At 34.2% G+C, this 16,564-nt stretch carries 12 protein-coding genes; 5 read left to right on the top strand and 7 right to left on the bottom strand.

Translation table 11 applies throughout. The features are described 5' to 3' along the window. Positions 1 to 4 precede the first annotated feature (4 nt). Positions 5 to 1,240 (top strand): rod shape-determining protein RodA, encoded by a 1,236-nt coding sequence (gene rodA / locus ACSVH9_RS06265; protein WP_438062956.1) that lies wholly within the window; start codon positions 5 to 7, stop codon positions 1,238 to 1,240. On the opposite strand, the gene ACSVH9_RS06260 is transcribed toward rodA, so the two are convergent. Both ACSVH9_RS06260 and ACSVH9_RS06255 read right to left on the bottom strand, forming a co-directional pair. After that, positions 1,241 to 2,098, bottom strand: a complete 858-nt coding sequence (locus tag ACSVH9_RS06260; protein WP_438062955.1) for a DNA/RNA non-specific endonuclease — start codon at positions 2,096 to 2,098, stop codon at positions 1,241 to 1,243. A 31-nt stretch (positions 2,099 to 2,129) separates the two neighbouring features. Continuing rightward, positions 2,130 to 4,382, bottom strand: coding sequence for a carboxy terminal-processing peptidase (locus tag ACSVH9_RS06255; protein ID WP_438062954.1), 2,253 nt, complete (start codon positions 4,380 to 4,382; stop codon positions 2,130 to 2,132). A 182-nt stretch (positions 4,383 to 4,564) separates the two neighbouring features. Here ACSVH9_RS06255 and surE point away from each other — a divergent pair, with 182 nt between their 5' ends. Genes surE through ACSVH9_RS06235 form a run of 4 tightly spaced genes read left to right on the top strand, consistent with a single transcriptional unit; the run spans position 4,565 to position 8,851 of the window. Then, entirely contained in the window at positions 4,565 to 5,344 is a 780-nt protein-coding gene (gene surE / locus ACSVH9_RS06250) for a 5'/3'-nucleotidase SurE (protein ID WP_438062953.1), read from the top strand. Further along, positions 5,337 to 5,612, top strand: a complete 276-nt coding sequence (locus ACSVH9_RS06245) for a hypothetical protein (protein WP_438062952.1) — start codon at positions 5,337 to 5,339, stop codon at positions 5,610 to 5,612. Before surE ends, ACSVH9_RS06245 begins: the two co-directional genes overlap by 8 nt. Before the next feature lie 42 nt (positions 5,613 to 5,654). Then, on the top strand, positions 5,655 to 6,767 hold the full coding sequence (gene lpxB, locus ACSVH9_RS06240; RefSeq protein WP_438062951.1) for a lipid-A-disaccharide synthase: 1,113 nt from the start codon (positions 5,655 to 5,657) through the stop codon (positions 6,765 to 6,767). A gap of 44 nt (positions 6,768 to 6,811) precedes the next feature. After that, positions 6,812 to 8,851 (top strand): ComEC/Rec2 family competence protein, encoded by a 2,040-nt coding sequence (locus tag ACSVH9_RS06235; RefSeq protein WP_438062950.1) that lies wholly within the window; start codon positions 6,812 to 6,814, stop codon positions 8,849 to 8,851. A 12-nt stretch (positions 8,852 to 8,863) separates the two neighbouring features. On the opposite strand, the gene ACSVH9_RS06230 is transcribed toward ACSVH9_RS06235, so the two are convergent. From ACSVH9_RS06230 to ACSVH9_RS06210, 5 genes are all read right to left on the bottom strand, one after another. Next, positions 8,864 to 9,331 carry a thioredoxin family protein gene (locus tag ACSVH9_RS06230; RefSeq protein ID WP_438062949.1) on the bottom strand — a complete coding sequence of 156 codons (468 nt, stop codon included), beginning with the start codon at positions 9,329 to 9,331 and terminating at the stop codon, positions 8,864 to 8,866. A gap of 55 nt (positions 9,332 to 9,386) precedes the next feature. Beyond that, positions 9,387 to 10,898, bottom strand: a complete 1,512-nt coding sequence (locus ACSVH9_RS06225) for a peptide MFS transporter (RefSeq protein WP_438062948.1) — start codon at positions 10,896 to 10,898, stop codon at positions 9,387 to 9,389. Between the two features lie 9 nt (positions 10,899 to 10,907). Further along, a complete protein-coding gene (locus ACSVH9_RS06220) occupies positions 10,908 to 12,566 on the bottom strand; it encodes a peptide MFS transporter (protein ID WP_438062947.1) in 1,659 nt (552 codons plus the stop codon). A gap of 65 nt (positions 12,567 to 12,631) precedes the next feature. Next, on the bottom strand, positions 12,632 to 14,323 hold the full coding sequence (locus tag ACSVH9_RS06215; RefSeq protein ID WP_159687867.1) for a peptide MFS transporter: 1,692 nt from the start codon (positions 14,321 to 14,323) through the stop codon (positions 12,632 to 12,634). 37 nt (positions 14,324 to 14,360) lie between these two features. Next, entirely contained in the window at positions 14,361 to 16,532 is a 2,172-nt protein-coding gene (locus ACSVH9_RS06210; RefSeq protein ID WP_438062946.1) for a S9 family peptidase, read from the bottom strand. Positions 16,533 to 16,564 lie beyond the last annotated feature (32 nt).

The following is a 16,564-nucleotide window of genomic DNA, read 5'->3' as shown; positions in this document are numbered from 1 at the left end:
TAAAATGAAAAACCAAAGTGTAACTAGCAATATCGACTGGATTTGTGTAATAATATACATTGCACTAGTTGTTTTAGGATGGCTAAATATTTATTCTTCTTCTCTTTCTTCTGAAGAAGGCACCTCAGACAAACAGCTTATATTTATATTATTTGCCATTCCCTTAATCTTTACCGTACTCTATGTGGATGGTAAATTTTATGAAAAGTATGCCTCGATTATTTTTGTAGTTTCTTTGGTATCACTACTTGGTCTATTTGCGTTTGGTAAAACCATAGCGGGTCAAAGATGTTGGTATGCCATTGGCAGTTTTACTTTACAGCCATCAGAATTTGCAAAAGCGGCCACCGCGCTTGCTTTAGCGAAATATCTGAGTGATCCACAAATCAATCTCAAGGACTTAAACAGACAATTTCAAGCATTAGCCATAGTATTCTTGCCTGTATTACTAATTTTACCACAACCCGATCCAGGAAGTGCCCTAGTATATAGTATTTTTATAATTGTACTTTACAGAGAAGGATTACCTGCTTGGTATGTTTGGACAGGTTTTTCAGCAATTTTACTATTTGTTTTAACTTTAGTTTTAGAAGCATATGTAGTTATCTTATTGGCTGCATTAGTACTTGTTGCCATTCATTTCAAATCTAGATTAGCTGATAGAAACATTGTCAGAAGTGGCATTTTACTTCTCTTAATCTCAGGATTTGTTCTTTCAGTGAGTTATGTTTTTGACAATGTATTCAAACAACACCATAGAGACCGTTTTAATATTCTACTTGGTAAAGCAGTAGATATGAAAGGGATAGGCTACAACACTAATCAATCAGAAATTGCAATCGGCTCTGGAGGATGGTTAGGAAAAGGATTCTTAGAAGGAACACAAACTAAAGGAGGTTTTGTGCCTGAACAACATACGGATTATATTTTCACTACTGTAGGAGAAGAATGGGGTTTTTTGGGTTCTACAGTCGTAATTTCTCTCTTTGTTATCCTCTTGTTACGTATCATTTATTTGGCAGAAAGACAAAAAACAAAATTTAGTCGTGTCTATGGTTATTCTGTTGCTGCCATTTTATTTCTCCACTTTTTTGTAAATATTGCGATGGTTGCTGGAATTTTCCCAACAATTGGTATCCCATTACCTTTCTTTTCTTATGGAGGTTCTGGATTATGGGGATTTACCATTTTGCTTTTTATATTCATTAAAATGGATGCCAACAAGGTTAACGAATGGTAATCAATTAAAACTCCAATCCTTGTAATTACTCGATTTTTCTAATTGATTTTCTACAGCATCAGGAAGTTGATAAAAAAAATCAATACCTGTTAGTTGCTCTATTTTGTCTACCGAGACTACAAATTCATACAAAGGCAGTTTACTTTCATCATTAGGAATTAAAAAAGCAATCATTCTGTATTTCCCTTGGTATTCATCTAAAACTATTTTATAGAAATAATTGGGCACTACTACTTTTTCTTTACCAATAGTTTTCAAATTGGGTTGCAAAACACCTGCTGTAACAACATACAAGCCATTATATTTAACCGCCCAATAACGTATTTTTTCTTCCAAACGATTCCAGACACCACTATTGAATTCGTGTGTTTGTGGAGCTATGTTTGACGTTAAAAAGGTAGCTTCATAAGCTCCTTTACTAAACTCTCTATCAGCAGCCGGACACAAATGCCCTTTATCATAGCCTGAGTTTTTGTAATTACGCCAATCGGCAGATCCGGTTTTCACTTTTTTGTCTTGAATAAAAAACGGACGCTTAAAGTAAGCATTAACAACTTGTTCTTTTTTTAACTCATAAGCAACCCACTCCGCCTGCTCATATTTTTCATTATAGGATAAAGTATAAAAATCATGATAAACGACTGTATTGGTGGTAGATTTAGGAAACAAATTTAGTTGCCCTTTATTGAATTGAAATGCATCAAATGAATAAAAAGTTACCTTATTTTCAAGACAATCGCAACTCTCTTTCGCGTCATTACTAAATAAGAATGAAGTAATAATAACAAACAAAACTAAAAACTTACTTTGAATCATAATCCAAATGGGCGTAAAAAAAAAAGACTCAAAACGAATCATCTTGAGTCTTTTTTTTAAATTGATTATTACTTTAAGATTTAACTAATTTGCTATTCATCGCTTTAGAAGGCATTGATTTCACTATCGTCTTTGATTGTAAATCATCAAGAACATTTAATGCTTCCTCAACATAAACATCCTTTGACAAACTTTCATGCCATCTTTCTCTTTTTTCTTTTAGTGTAGGGTCTTTTTTGTATTCTTCTTCTTCATAAGGTAAAGAAGTAAACTTCAATTGATTTTTATACTCAAAAATTGGCTTATATTTTTTAGCTGTTTCTTCAACACTATTTTGAACTGCTCTAAATTTATCTATATTCAAACTATAGGTATTTTCATTACTCTTGCTGTCAATCCATTTTGCGTTTTCTTCGATTAATTTAAACTGAGGATTTTCAGCAATTCTAGCTTTACTTCTAGCGATAGCTTTATCAAAATTTTGAGCGTTTTTCCATTGTGTAAAAGGAGCAGCGTCTATTTTATCCCATGGCATTGCATTATCAACATCGCGTTCTCCCATTTTTAAATAGGCGTAACGATCTGGCATTACAACATCACTACTAACACCTTCACGCTGAGTAGACCCACCATTGATTCTATAAAATTTTTGAGTTGTAAGCTTCAAAGCACCTAAATCACCAACAGAGCTATTACGTACAAATTGATTTAAATCATGAACGTTTTGAACTGTTCCTTTTCCGTAGGTTTGCTTGCTTCCAATAATAATTCCACGTTTGTAATCTTGAATAGCAGCTGCTAGAATCTCAGATGCAGAAGCTGAAAAACTATTCACCATAATTACTAATGGACCATCCCACTCTATTTTTGGGTCTGTATCATACAATATTTCCTTTTTCTTACCAGAAGATTTAACTTGAACAATTGGACCTTCATGAATAAAAAGACCTGCGATATCAACCACGGTAGATAGTGAACCTCCTCCATCGTCTCTAACATCTAAAACAATTCCATTGACTTTAGCTTGTTTTAAACGTTCAACTTCAAGGGCGATATCTTTACCAGCATCACGTCCGTCACGATTTTCAAAATCAATATAGAATTTAGGCAAATAAATTACTCCATAACGCAATCCATTTTTCTCAACTACACTAGACTTAGCATACGTTTCTTCTATTTCAACGATGTCACGAACAATAGAAATATTTTTAATTGTTCCATCCACTTTTTTAACAGTCAAACGAACAATAGTTCCTTTAGGCCCTTTTATTTTTTTAACCACATCATCTAAACGCATTCCTACCACGTCAACAGGTTCAGCACTACCCTGCCCCACTTTCAAAATAACATCTCCGGCTTCGAGTTGACGCCCTCTCCAAGCAGGACCCCCAGAAATTAATTCACTGATTTCTGTAAAATCATTTTTCTTTTGCAAACGAGCTCCAATTCCTTCGAGCTTACCACTCATACTTACATCAAAACGTTCTTTTTCTTCAGGAGCAAAATAGCTTGTATGTGGATCAAAACGAGTCATAATAGAATTGATATACACTGTAAACCAATCATCTCTTGTCAATTCTTTTATGAAACCAAAAGATTCATCTAAAGACTTTCCAATATTCACTCTGCTTTCTGCTTCTAATTCTGCAAAAGTCTTGATTTTGATATTTTTATCTGCTTTTGAAGTTGCATCCATACCCAAATCAGAACTTAATTCCTCCGCTTTAGTCGCTTCAGTAGTTTCTGAGGTTTTGGACTTACTTTCTTGCATACGCAAACGCTCTGTAATTGAAGAAAGGGCAGACAACTTCATTTGCTTACGCCATCTGTCTATTAATTCTTTATTGTTTTTAGCATAAGGCATTTTATCATAATCCGTATCAAAGCTTTCGTCTATAGTGAAATCATTAGGTGTTTCTAACAAGCCTTTATAGATTTTTTTACTTTCTTCCATTCGAACCATCAAACGAGAATATGTCAACTCGAAAAAAGTTAATTCTTTATTATTGATTTGGTCATCTAAATCCAATTCGTATTTAGCAAATTCATCGATATCTGATTGCAAGAAAAAACGCTTAGAAGGGTCTAAGGCTTGGATATAATCCTTGTAAACTCCTTTTGAAAATTCGTCATCCATAACCGCTGGATCATAATGCCCTTTCTCAATTACAAAAGTCAACAACTCCAGTAAGAGTCTATCTTTTTCGGGATCCTCAGTGTTCTGCTTCGAACCATTTATTTTAAAAGCAAACAAAGCACCTGACAAGCACAAAATGGCAAGTACAATTTTAAAATTCTTTTTCATATAAGTAATAATTGCATTCATCAATCAAAAGTGTAATTTATGTAAAGATAAAGCCAAGAAACATTGCCTCTTTATAAATTTTTGTTAAAGATATAAAAATGTTGATACGATTTAATTTTTATAAAAAAAGTTAACAAAAAAAAGGTTTCAGCTGCTTTTTAAGACAAACCGCTAGTATATTTGTGCATCTTAAAATCGAAAAAATGGCTTCGAAAAAACCACTTATATTAATCACCAATGATGATGGAATTTCAGCTCCTGGAATCCAAGCATTAATTAGTGTTATGACTCAAATTGGAAATGTTATCGTTGTTGCTCCAGACAAACCTCAGAGTGCAATGGGACACGCCATCACTATCAACAGTACTTTGTATTTGAATAAACTTTCGAAAGAGGGCGATGCCATAACACAATACAGCTGTTCTGGAACACCTGTAGATTGTGTAAAAATGGCAACTAATGAAATCTTGAAACAAAAACCAGATTTATGCGTTTCAGGCATTAATCACGGGTCCAATTCGTCTATCAATGTGATTTATTCAGGAACTATGAGTGCTGCTGTTGAAGCTGGTATTGAAGGCATTCCTGCCATTGGATTTTCGCTTTTGGATTATAATTGGGATGCTGATTTTTCGCAGATTTTGTCTTTTGTAAAAAAAATAGCCGTCGAAACGCTAGAGAAAGGACTTCCAGATGGGGTTGTTTTGAACGTCAATTTTCCAAAATTAGAAGAAAAAGACATCAAAGGCATCAAAATTTGCCGACAAGCTAAAGCTCAATGGGTCGAAAAATTCGATAAAAGAAAAACACCTTTCGGGAAAGAATACTATTGGTTAAGTGGTGAATTCATCAATCAAGACAAAGGGGAAGACACCGATGAATGGGCTTTAGAAAATGGTTACATTTCGGTAGTTCCCGTTCAATTTGATTTGACGGCACATCACAGCATTCAACAACTAAATACTTGGAATTGGAATGAATAAAATAGATTTATTATACGGTTTCCTTATTGGATTAATTGCCTCATTACTGGGCTCCTTTTTGTTTATGACTTTTTTTACGGATTATGAATTCATTGAAGGAGTCCGAATATTAAAATCACAAGGCTACTTAGGGAAACTTATCACAGTTGGCTCTTTATTAGACTTGGCAGCATTTGGGATTTTACTAAAAATGAATAAAGAACTTATGGCACGTGGTGTTGTTTTGGCCGTTTTTGTTTTGACCATTGCAACAATTTTTACACTCTAAAAGGTTTTCTATCTTTGTAAAACAATCAACATCCCATAAACTATGAAATACTACATCATTGCAGGAGAAGCCTCAGGAGATTTGCACGGGTCCAACTTGATGAAATCCATTTATCAAGAAGATTCAACTGCTGAAATTCGTTTTTGGGGAGGTGATTTAATGCAAAAAGTTGGTGGCACTTTAGTAAAGCACTACCGAGATTTAGCATTTATGGGATTTGCAGAAGTGGTTATGAATCTAAAAACCATTCTCAACAACATCAAAATATGCAAAACGGATATTTTGGCTTTCCAACCTGATGTTATCGTTTTTATTGATTATCCTGGTTTTAATTTGAGAATTGCCAAGTGGTCAAAAGCCTTAGGTTTCAAAAATCATTATTATATTTCCCCACAAATTTGGGCTTGGAAAGAAAGTAGAATCAAAGAAATCAAACGAGATATTGACAAAATGTATGTGATTCTTCCGTTTGAAAAAACCTTTTACGAAGACAAGCATCATTTTCCTGTTTCGTTTGTAGGTCATCCGCTTATTGATGCCATACAAGCACATCCGTTAGTGGATGATGCTACTTTTAGAAAAGATAATCAATTGAACGATTTGCCAATTATTGCTTTATTACCAGGAAGCCGTAAACAAGAAATCACCAAAATGCTAAGTGTTATGCTAAGCGTAGCCGATGATTTTAAAGAATATCAATTTGTAATCGCAGGAGCGCCTAGTCAGGAGTATTCTTTTTACCAACAATTCATTACTTCAGATAACATTAAATTTTTATCGAACAAAACCTATGATTTGTTGCAACACGCTACTGCAGCACTTGTTACTTCTGGAACAGCAACACTTGAAACGGCATTGTTCAAAGTACCTGAAGTAGTTTGCTACAAAGGAAATTGGATTTCGTATCAAATAGCTAAAAGAATCATTACCTTAAAATACATTTCACTGGTCAACTTGATTATGGACAAAGAAGTAGTTACCGAGTTGATTCAAGACGATTGTTCTACCCAAAGAATTAAAATAGAATTACAAAAAATTCTAGATTCTGAAAATCAAAAAGTCCTACAAGAAAACTATACTATATTGGAAGAAAAATTGGGTGGAAAAGGAGCAAGCAGTACTACCGCAAAATTAATTGTAGCCGATTTAAAATAATTTAAACAAACACCATTTCTTACTAAAATTTGTATTTTAGTAGAATGAATGTGTTACAATTCCCACTTATTAAAATTACGATTGGATTTATAATAGGCCTAATTACAGCTTATTATACAACATTATCCATCGAATTAACTATTCTATTTGTTGTAATTGGGCTACTGAATTTACTAGCGGCTTATTGGTATGTTCAAAAGAAGAATAACCACAGTCTTTATTTTGAAGGTTCTTCACTATTTGCATACTTCACACTTGGCCTCCTTGTTTTGCTCCTACATACAGAAAGTAATCATAAAAATAGTTACACCAATTATCCTGAAGCCTTTCAAAAAAGAAATTGGATAGAGCTCATCATTAGAGAAAAACTCAGGAATTCCAATCAAAACTATCGCTATGTAGCCTTGATTCAAAGTATAAACCATCAACATAAAAGTGGCAAAATCGTTCTAAATATTCCTAGAAATTCTGGTATTATTCCTTTGAAAATAGGACATCAGATACGCTGTTCTATTCAATTGATAAAAACTGAAAAGCCTAAAAACCCCAATCAATTTGATTACTCGGCTTATCTCAAAAACAAGCAGGTTTACGCTCAAGCCTTTGTAAATCCAGAAACTATTTTTTATAATAAAACGCTATCAAAAGACATTTGGTACTATACCTCGAAATTGAGAACAACCATTGTAACTCATTTAGAAGAAAGTGGTTTTGACAAAAAAGCATTGCCAGTAGCGATGGCATTACTATTGGGACAACAACAAGATATTGACCCAAACATTACGAAAGACTATCAATATGCTGGTGCAGTCCATATTTTATCTGTTTCTGGGCTTCATATAGGTTGCATTGTACTATTCATAAATTTTTTGCTTAATCCCATTCCCAACAACAAGAAAGGACGTCTTATTAAATTATTACTTTCATTAATCACCTTAGCATTGTTTGGAGTTTTGGCAGGATTGGCTCCATCGGTTGTGCGTTCTATAACAATGTTCTCATTTGTTGCCATAGGACATTATTGGAGACGAAGCACCAATATCTATCATACTCTAGTTGTTTCAATATTTTTAATACTATTGTTTCAACCCTATTTCTTATTCGATGTAGGCTTTCAATTGAGTTATGCGGCTTTGTTTTTTATTGTTTGGTTGCAACCAGTATTGTCAAATTATTGGACACCAAAAAACAGAATTTTACAATTCTTCTGGGACATAATAACCGTTTCATTTGCTGCTCAAATTGGAACTTTACCGATGAGTCTCTATTATTTTCATCAATTCCCTGGATTATTTTTTGTAACCAATTTATTAGTACTGCCGCTAGTAAGTGTCATTATGCTTCTTGGAGTACTAGTGATGACAATAGTCACTTTCACATCCTTACCCATTTGGTGTATCAAACCTTTAGAATGGGGTATTTCATTAATGAATTCAATCATTCATTGGGTCGCTTCGTTTGAAAGTTTCATTTTCACCAATATTCCGAGTACATTTTACTTAATGATTGCCTCCTACTTTTTTCTAATTGCGCTTGTTTTATGGTGGAAGAAAAACTCTTTTACTAGAATTACTTTCTTCTTGTCATCAATAATCATTTTTCAACTGGTTCTAATCAAAAACAAACTAGACTATGGCAGCAGTAAGGAGTGGGTTGTACTGAATGCCTCAAGAAAAACCATTATTTGCCAACGAATAGGAAATGAAATAGAAGTCATTACGAATGCTATTCCAAATTCAGAAATTGTGAAGAATACCGTTTTGCAAAATTATGCAACTGGAACATTTAGTGCGATTACAAAACAAAGTCCTTTAAAAAATGTGGCTTATTTTAACGGAAATCGCATTCTTATTATAGACAGTAGCAGCGTTTATTTTCCAAATAAAGCGACAGATGTTTTACTACTAACAGCATCACCAAAAGTAAATTTAGAGCGTATCATAAAAAACAATAGACCAAAGATGGTCGTGGCAGATGCTTCAAATTACAAATCATTGGTAACCTTATGGGAAAGAACCTGTAATCAACAAAAAATCCCTTTCCACTCAACTCGTGAAAAGGGATATTTTTACATTAAAGAGTAATTATCTAAAAAGCTATTTTTTCTTTTGTGCTAAAAAACCATTGGCTACAGCCAACCAAGCGGATGGACCACCAGCTACATAACCAGTACTTCCTAAACCTTCAAAATTGGTTTTGCCATTCTTAGTAACTCCTTTGGCAAAAAACACCGTCGGATATCCTTGCACACCAAATGCTTGTTGTAATTCAGCGTTTTGTCTTCTAATCTCCTCTGATTGATATTGCTTTCTAGGATAGTCCAATTCAACTAAAATAACATTCTTTTTAGCCCATTTAGCAAACTCTGGAGTTTTCAATACCTCTTTTTGAAGACGAATACACCATCCACACCAATCACTACCCGTAAAAAAAAGCATAAGAGGTTTTTTCTCTTTGTTACCAATGGCAACAGCTTCTTTTACATCGGTAAACCATTTTAGTTCTTGCGCTTGCCCTTCGATTACACAAAATGTAAACAAAAGAAATACAATTATTTTTCTCATATGTGTTGTTGATTTTTTGACAAATGTATATAAAATTCTAACGTTTAATTGTCGGCTACTTTACTTCTTGCATTAATTTTCTAACCAGTGGCGAAATTAAAATCAAAGCCACACCAGCAATTAAGGCATAAATAGCCAATTGTAAATAACCATCTGCATAAACATTGAGTTTCTCTATATTGCTCGATTGCTCCGAAGCTTCTGCAATATTAGCCCCCAAAATACCTGCAAAATATTGCCCGTATGCACTCGCTAAAAACCACATTCCCATAATTACGGCTTGTGTTTTGGAAGGTGACAGTTTCGTCATTGCAGACATTCCGATAGGTGACAAACACAATTCACCCAAAGTAATCACAAACCATCCAAAAGTAAAAATCCCCAAAGAGGTTCTCCCGAAACCGTCAGCAAAAAACTTGGTGTAATAAAACACCCAAAAGCCACCTGCTAAGAATAAAAAAGCAAGACCGAACTTAACTACTGTATTGGGTTCAATTTTTCTTTTGTCTAACCAAAGCCAAACTAAACCAACAAGTGCGGCAAAACCAATCACAAAAAGAGAATTAGCCGAATTGTTCACTCCGTTGGGACTCAAAACAACTCCTCCTATCGTATTGTTTAAATTATTAACAGCAAACAAGCTCAGTGAACCTCCGCTTTGCTCGAAAAAAGCCCAAAAGAAAATGGAGAAAATGATGAAAATCAACGCTGCAAATAACTTTTTATTCTCTGCTAGAGTGAAGTTTTTCATTTCGTATAACAAATACAAAATAGAAGCGGGTCCTATACAAATCATAAAGTAATCCGTATAATGAGTATTGGCAACCATCACAATAATCAAAGGAATAACAAGTAATGAGCCTACATAGGTTACTATTTCTAATTGCTTTCGTTTAGAGACCATCATCTCTTTTAATGGAGAAAGACCAATTGGGCCTAAACTTTTCTGGGTTTGGGTAAAAGTCAGCAAACTAATAATCATAACAATTGCAGCGAAACCAAAACCTACATTCCAACGCAAATGTTCAGGAACAATTGATTGCCACATTGAGCCTTCGGCAACAGCGATACAGATATAACCACCAATCAAGGCGCCTAAATTTACCCCCATATAAAAGAAAGAAAATCCAGCATCACGTCTAGGGTCACCATCAGGATATAATTGCCCCACCATCGATGAAATATTGGGTTTAAAAAAACCAGTTCCTACAATCGTAAAACCAAGACCTATAAAGAAAAAATTCTTAGGGTCGATAGCCAAAATAACACTCCCAATAATCATTAGAATGCCACCCCAAAAGAGCGACTTTCGAAGACCTAAAATCTTATCGGCAAACAAGCCACCGATAAAAGTAAATGCATATACCCAAGCTTGAGTAGCTCCGTATTGCAAATTGGCAACCTTTTCGTTCATCCCAAGATGACTTACCATAAAGACCACCAACATACCGCGCATTCCGTAAAAACAAAAGCGCTCCCACATTTCACTAAAGAACAAATACCACAATTGTTTTGGGTATTTACCTTTAAAATTCTGAATTTGTTCTAATGTTATATTTGATTCCATCTACTTGATTTAATTAATTCCTTTTTCTTTCATAACCTTATTCAATTCTTTTACCAAAGCAAACATCAGTAATGTTGCAAAGATTAAAAGACTAAAATTAATCCAGAAAAAATTAGCTTTGTTTTCATAAGAATCCCACATACTGGCCAAAACGCCGCTTAATTTGTTACCAATTGAAGTGGCCAAAAACCAACCACCCATCATTAATGAAGTGATGTTTTTTGGACTTAATTTTGAGACAACAGATAATCCCATCGGACTTAAGAATAATTCACCGATGGTAATTACTCCATAATTGGCCACCAACCACCATACGGAAACTTTTTCTGCACCATTATTACCAATATGAACCGCAGCCACCATAACCAAAACCGATAAAGCCGAAATCAACAAACCGAAAGCAATTTTGGTAGGTGTTGAGGGTTCCTTTTTTCTGCTACGCAAAAAAGTAAAAAACGCCACCACCAAAGGCGTCAAAAGAATTACCCAACCCGGATTAATCGATTGGCTCAAGTTTGCCGACCAAGTATAGATTTTACTTTCTTCTTTAGGCAATTTTTCTTTGGCTACATTTCTAAAATACAAAGGATAATCCACCACTTTGATTACTTTTCCATCTTCTTTCTGAATTCTAAATGCTGCATCATACAAGGCAACGGAATCTTTCTTATAAGTCAAAGTATCAGTAAGTACCAACTTTGAACCAATTTGTTGTGCCACACCTGTTAACTCTCTATCAGTATATTTATCACCCCAATTGTTGAGTGCAGAACCATTCAATTTAAATACCGCCCAAAACAAAATCACGACTGCAAAAATTGAAAGCAAAGCCCCAATAGGTCGTTTATCTTCTACCTTAGCTTTAAAGTAAAGGCTTCCGTAAAAGAAAATCACAGGAATACAAGCGAACACAAAAGCATCGGTACTATCCGAACCAAAAATGGAACTGTCTAGATTACTATCTGATGTAATTCCTTTGATTAACCAACCAATCACTCCAAAAATCAACGAAGGCACTAAAATAAAAAGAACAATTTTATAAAAAGGCATATCCCCTTCTTGAACTCCTTTCTTTTCTGTTTTATCCCCATAATGTTTGGTGCCCAACATAAATACCAAAACACCAATAAACATCCCCACACCAGCAGCCATAAAAGCTTCTTGCCATCCAAAAAGAATTTTTAGTGCCGCACCGAAGAAATTACAAATGAAAGCCCCAACATTGATTCCCATATAAAAAATGTTGTACCCTTCGTCTTTTCGGTCTTTGTATTGCTCATCGTTATAGAAATTCCCCAGTAAGGTAGAGATATTGGGTTTAAAGAAACCATTCCCAACAATGACCAACGTCATCGCAGTGTACAACATTGGAATGCTGTGCACTCCCATAATTAGATACCCCACTCCCATCATTAATCCACCAATTATAATGGATTTTTTATAACCCAAATAACGGTCAGCAATTAATCCGCCAATAAAAGGGGTTAAGAATACCAAGGCAATAAAAGTTCCATACAAATCCGAAGCTTCTTTTTCGGTCATTGAAAATCCAGCTTCTACATCTTTAAGATAAAGCGTGAAAATTCCAATCATTAAATAATAACCGAAACGTTCCCACATTTCAGACAAAAACAAATAAGGCAGAGCTTTAGGATGATTTTTCCACATATAAAATTGCATTAAAAAATAAACCTACAAGAAATACTTGTAGGTTTAAGAAGAATATAAATAAATTAACGAATACCGTGCATCATTTTTTTCAAAAATGGCGTCAATAAAAATAGAATTATTGCAGCAACTCCTGTAGAGATAACAAACACCATAAAAAATTCAAAAAGATTATGGATTTCAAAACCAACAAAAACAGGGTTGTTTGGACTAATTTGATTGGTTTCTAAAAGTTGTAATTGCTCTGGAGTTGGAACTATTTTTTTATCTAAAATTGCTTGTAAATCAATCCCCAATTCTTTCGCTTTAATAAACTTATCCCCAGTAGCAGGCAGAATAGACCCTAAAGTTCCTGCCAACGCATATCCTGAAGCGTTAGACAAAAAGAAAACTCCGTACAATAAAGAAGAAAAACGTTTTGGAGACAATTTACCAACTAATGAAAGTCCAATTGGAGACAAACACAATTCTGCACAAGTATTGATTAAGTATAAAAGAATTAACCATTTAATTGCCAACAATCCAGAAGTTCCTAAATCTTTTACCTGAGTAGCAATCATATAAAAACTTACTGCAATCAAAAATAAACCAATGGCTAATTTTACTGGCGAAATTGGTTCTTTATCATTCGCTCTTAATTTATCCCATAACATACTAAAAGGAACTGCTAAAGCCACAACGAACAATCCATTAAAAATTTGAACCATCGAAGCTGGCATTTGGAAACCAAAGAAATTTCTATCAGTTTGGTAATCGGCGATGAAAGTCAATGAAGAACCCGCTTGTTCAAAAGCTGCCCAGAAGAAGATGATGAAAAAAGAAATAATATAAATTACCAAAATACGGTCACGCTCTACTTTTGTCAAAGAACTATCAGATAAAATCAATCCTGCTAAAGTAATACCCGCAGCATAAATAATTGGATAAATGATTGTTTTTACAACATTAGTTCCATCTACAGAAAAATGAAAAGCTAAAAACATTCCAACGAAAGCAACTACAGAAAGGGCTAAAGCTTTTGTTGAAAAAACAGCACTTTGAGCTTCTCCTTCTTCATAATCAGAAGATTCATTTTTAGAAGGCAATCCTCCAAGTGGTTTCCCTTCTGGAGAAACAACATATTTATCTTTTAAGAAATAAAACAAAACAGTTCCAATCAACATAGCTGCTGCTGCTGCTAAGAATCCCCATTTAAAAGCGTGAATATCTCTGATTCCGCCAGTATCTTTTACATCTCCTAAATAAGGACAAATAAACTGACCTAGAAATGCGCCTAAATTAATTCCCATATAGAAAATAGTAAAAGCAGTATCCAATTTGCTTTTTTCTTGCTTTGGATACAAACTACCCACCATACTAGAAATATTTGGCTTAAAAAATCCGTTACCAAAAACAATAATTCCCAATGCGCTATACATTAATGTAGTAGCCAATGATATATTAGAAGGAAAAATACTTCCACTAAAGAATAACAACAATTGCCCGATTGCCATCATCAGACCACCTAACAAAATACAATTTCTATTTCCAAAATAACGGTCAGCGATAAAACCTCCCAACATAGGTGTCAAATAACATAATCCTAGAAAACCGCCATAGATTAAAGAAGCATCTTCTTCTTTCATTAATAAAGAATTTACTAAGAACAGTACTAATAGGGTTCGCATTCCATAGAAATTGAATCGTTCCCACATTTCTGTTCCAAACAATACCCAAAGTCCTTTTGGATGAGCTGTTTTCTCTTGTGTTTCTGTCATTGTAGTCTAGTTTAAATTATGTGATTGAGGTTAGTTATTATAAATTTTCAAGGATAAAGTTAGTCATTTTATTGTAAAGTTGAATTCGGGTATAGCCTCCAAAAATACCGTGATTTTTGTCTGGATAAATTTGTGAATCGAACTGTTTATTGGCTTGAATCAAGGCTTCCATCATTTGCATTGAATTCTGAACGTGTACATTATCATCTGCTGAGCCGTGTATTAATAAAAACTTACCTTTTAACTTCTGAACGTGGTTGATGGGTGAGTTATCATCGTAACCTGTTGGGTTTTCTTGAGGGGTTTGCATATAACGCTCAGTGTAGATACTATCGTAAAAACGCCAATTGGTTACTGGAGCAACAGCGATAGCCATTTTGAAAACATCGTTTCCTTTCAAAATACAATTCGACGCCATAAATCCACCAAACGACCAACCAAAAATCCCTATTCTTGATTTGTCTACAAAAGAATAAGAACCCAATACTTTGGCAGCATCAATTTGGTCGATTACTTCGTATTTCCCTAATTCTTTTTGAGTCACTTTTTTGAATGCCGCTCCTTTAAAACCTGTGCCTCTTCCGTCAACACAAGCCACAATATATCCTTTTTGTGTAAGCGATGCAAACCAGTAATCATCACCGCTGTTCCAATCATTATTGACTTGTTGCGAACCTGGCCCAGAATATTGGAACATAAAAACAGGATATTTTTTAGTAGCATCAAAATCTTTAGGTTTCATCATCCACATATTGAGTTCAATTCCTTTTTCTGTTTTCAAAACAGAGAACTCTTTTGTAGGCAAATTGAAGCCTTTTAAATTGTTGGATAAAGTTTGATTCTCCTCAATCATTTGCAATTGCTTTCCAGTTTTGGCTTCGTTCAAAGTATAAACTGGAGGCTGTGTGGCGCTTGAAAAGGTAGTAATAAAATATTGGAAATTTGGGCTAAAAGTAGCTGCACTAGTACCCACCTTAGAAGACAAACGAACTTTGTTTTTACCATCTAAACCAATGCGATAAATATCACGGTTGATTGAACCATTTTCTACCGACTGATAAAAAATAGTTTTTGTTTTTTCATCAAAACCATAATAATTCGTCACTTCCCAATTGCCTTTGGTGACTTGATTAATTAATTTTCCTGTTTTATCATATAAATAAATATGATTGAAACCATCTTTTTCACTCGTCCAAATAAAGCTGTTGTCTTTTAGGAAAGTCAAGTTGTCCGTAACATCAATATAGGCTTTGTCTTTTTCGTTTAAAACAACTTTTGCTGCAGCTGTAGCACCATCAATAAACAACAAATCTAAATTATCTTGATGACGATTCAACACTTGAGCCGAAAGTACGTTAGCATCGTTTGTCCATTGCATTCTTGCAATATAAAAATCAGAGTAGTTGCCTAAATTCACGTCTTTTTTAGTTTGAGACGCAACATCATAAATATGCAAAGACACTACTGCGTTTTTTTCACCAGCTTTAGGATATTTGAATGTTTCTACTTTTGGATACAACTCTTTTTGAAAAATCGACATTGAAAATTCAGGAACTTCGGATTCGTCAAAACGTATAAAAGCAATCTTTTTACTATCAGCACTCCAATCAAAAGCTTTTACAAAAGCAAATTCTTCTTCATACACCCAGTCGGTGATTCCGTTGATGATGCTATTCTTTTTGCCGTCTGAAGTAATTGAGATTGTCGCTTTGGTAGCAATGTCATAAACAAACAAATTATTGTCTTTTGCATAGGCTATCTTTTTACCATCTGGTGAAAAAGTAGGCTCTTGAACAGGAAAATCAAATAATTTGACTAATTGCTTCGAAGTTATATTATATAAAAAATAATCGGCTGTAAAAGAATGACGAAAAATTGGCTGAGTGTTATTGGCAATCAACATTAGTTTTTCGTCTTCACTAAAGGTGTAACTATCGATTCCATCTGATAATTGAGGAAAATCTTTAGTATCAATCAAAGTGGCTACTTTCTTCAATGAAGCATAATCATACAAATCAATTTGTTGACCATTACGAGCCTGATTTGGATTCAAAACGGTGTACTGATTGGTCGTATTCATTGCCTGTAATGCATCCATTCCTTTGGTTCTAAAAGCACCCGTAAAAATAGATTCGACGGTTATTTTTTGTTGCCCAAAAACGGAAGCTATTCCAATAAAAAACAATAAAGCCAATTTTTTTAATTTCATATATGTAAAATTTATTTTTTAATAAGTCATAT

The sequence above is a fragment of the Flavobacterium sp. RSSB_23 genome (genome assembly GCF_051547145.1).
Lineage (GTDB): Bacteria > Bacteroidota > Bacteroidia > Flavobacteriales > Flavobacteriaceae > Flavobacterium.
This window is presented reverse-complemented; position numbering and strand designations above follow the sequence as displayed.

Excerpts from the sequence above, each read along its gene's own strand:
- ACSVH9_RS06245 (WP_438062952.1), top strand. The coding sequence starts at position 5,337 with ATGAATAAAATAGATTTATTATACGGTTTCCTTATTGGATTAATTGCC.
- ACSVH9_RS06215 (WP_159687867.1), bottom strand. The coding sequence starts at position 14,323 with ATGACAGAAACACAAGAGAAAACAGCTCATCCAAAAGGACTTTGGGTA.
- rodA (WP_438062956.1), top strand. The coding sequence starts at position 5 with ATGAAAAACCAAAGTGTAACTAGCAATATCGACTGGATTTGTGTAATA.
- ACSVH9_RS06235 (WP_438062950.1), top strand. The coding sequence starts at position 6,812 with ATGAATGTGTTACAATTCCCACTTATTAAAATTACGATTGGATTTATA.
- ACSVH9_RS06230 (WP_438062949.1), bottom strand. The coding sequence starts at position 9,331 with ATGAGAAAAATAATTGTATTTCTTTTGTTTACATTTTGTGTAATCGAA.
- ACSVH9_RS06220 (WP_438062947.1), bottom strand. The coding sequence starts at position 12,566 with ATGTGGAAAAATCATCCTAAAGCTCTGCCTTATTTGTTTTTGTCTGAA.
- ACSVH9_RS06255 (WP_438062954.1), bottom strand. The coding sequence starts at position 4,382 with ATGAATGCAATTATTACTTATATGAAAAAGAATTTTAAAATTGTACTT.
- ACSVH9_RS06210 (WP_438062946.1), bottom strand. The coding sequence starts at position 16,532 with ATGAAATTAAAAAAATTGGCTTTATTGTTTTTTATTGGAATAGCTTCC.
- lpxB (WP_438062951.1), top strand. The coding sequence starts at position 5,655 with ATGAAATACTACATCATTGCAGGAGAAGCCTCAGGAGATTTGCACGGG.
- ACSVH9_RS06260 (WP_438062955.1), bottom strand. The coding sequence starts at position 2,098 with ATGATTCGTTTTGAGTCTTTTTTTTTTACGCCCATTTGGATTATGATT.
- ACSVH9_RS06225 (WP_438062948.1), bottom strand. The coding sequence starts at position 10,898 with ATGGAATCAAATATAACATTAGAACAAATTCAGAATTTTAAAGGTAAA.
- surE (WP_438062953.1), top strand. The coding sequence starts at position 4,565 with ATGGCTTCGAAAAAACCACTTATATTAATCACCAATGATGATGGAATT.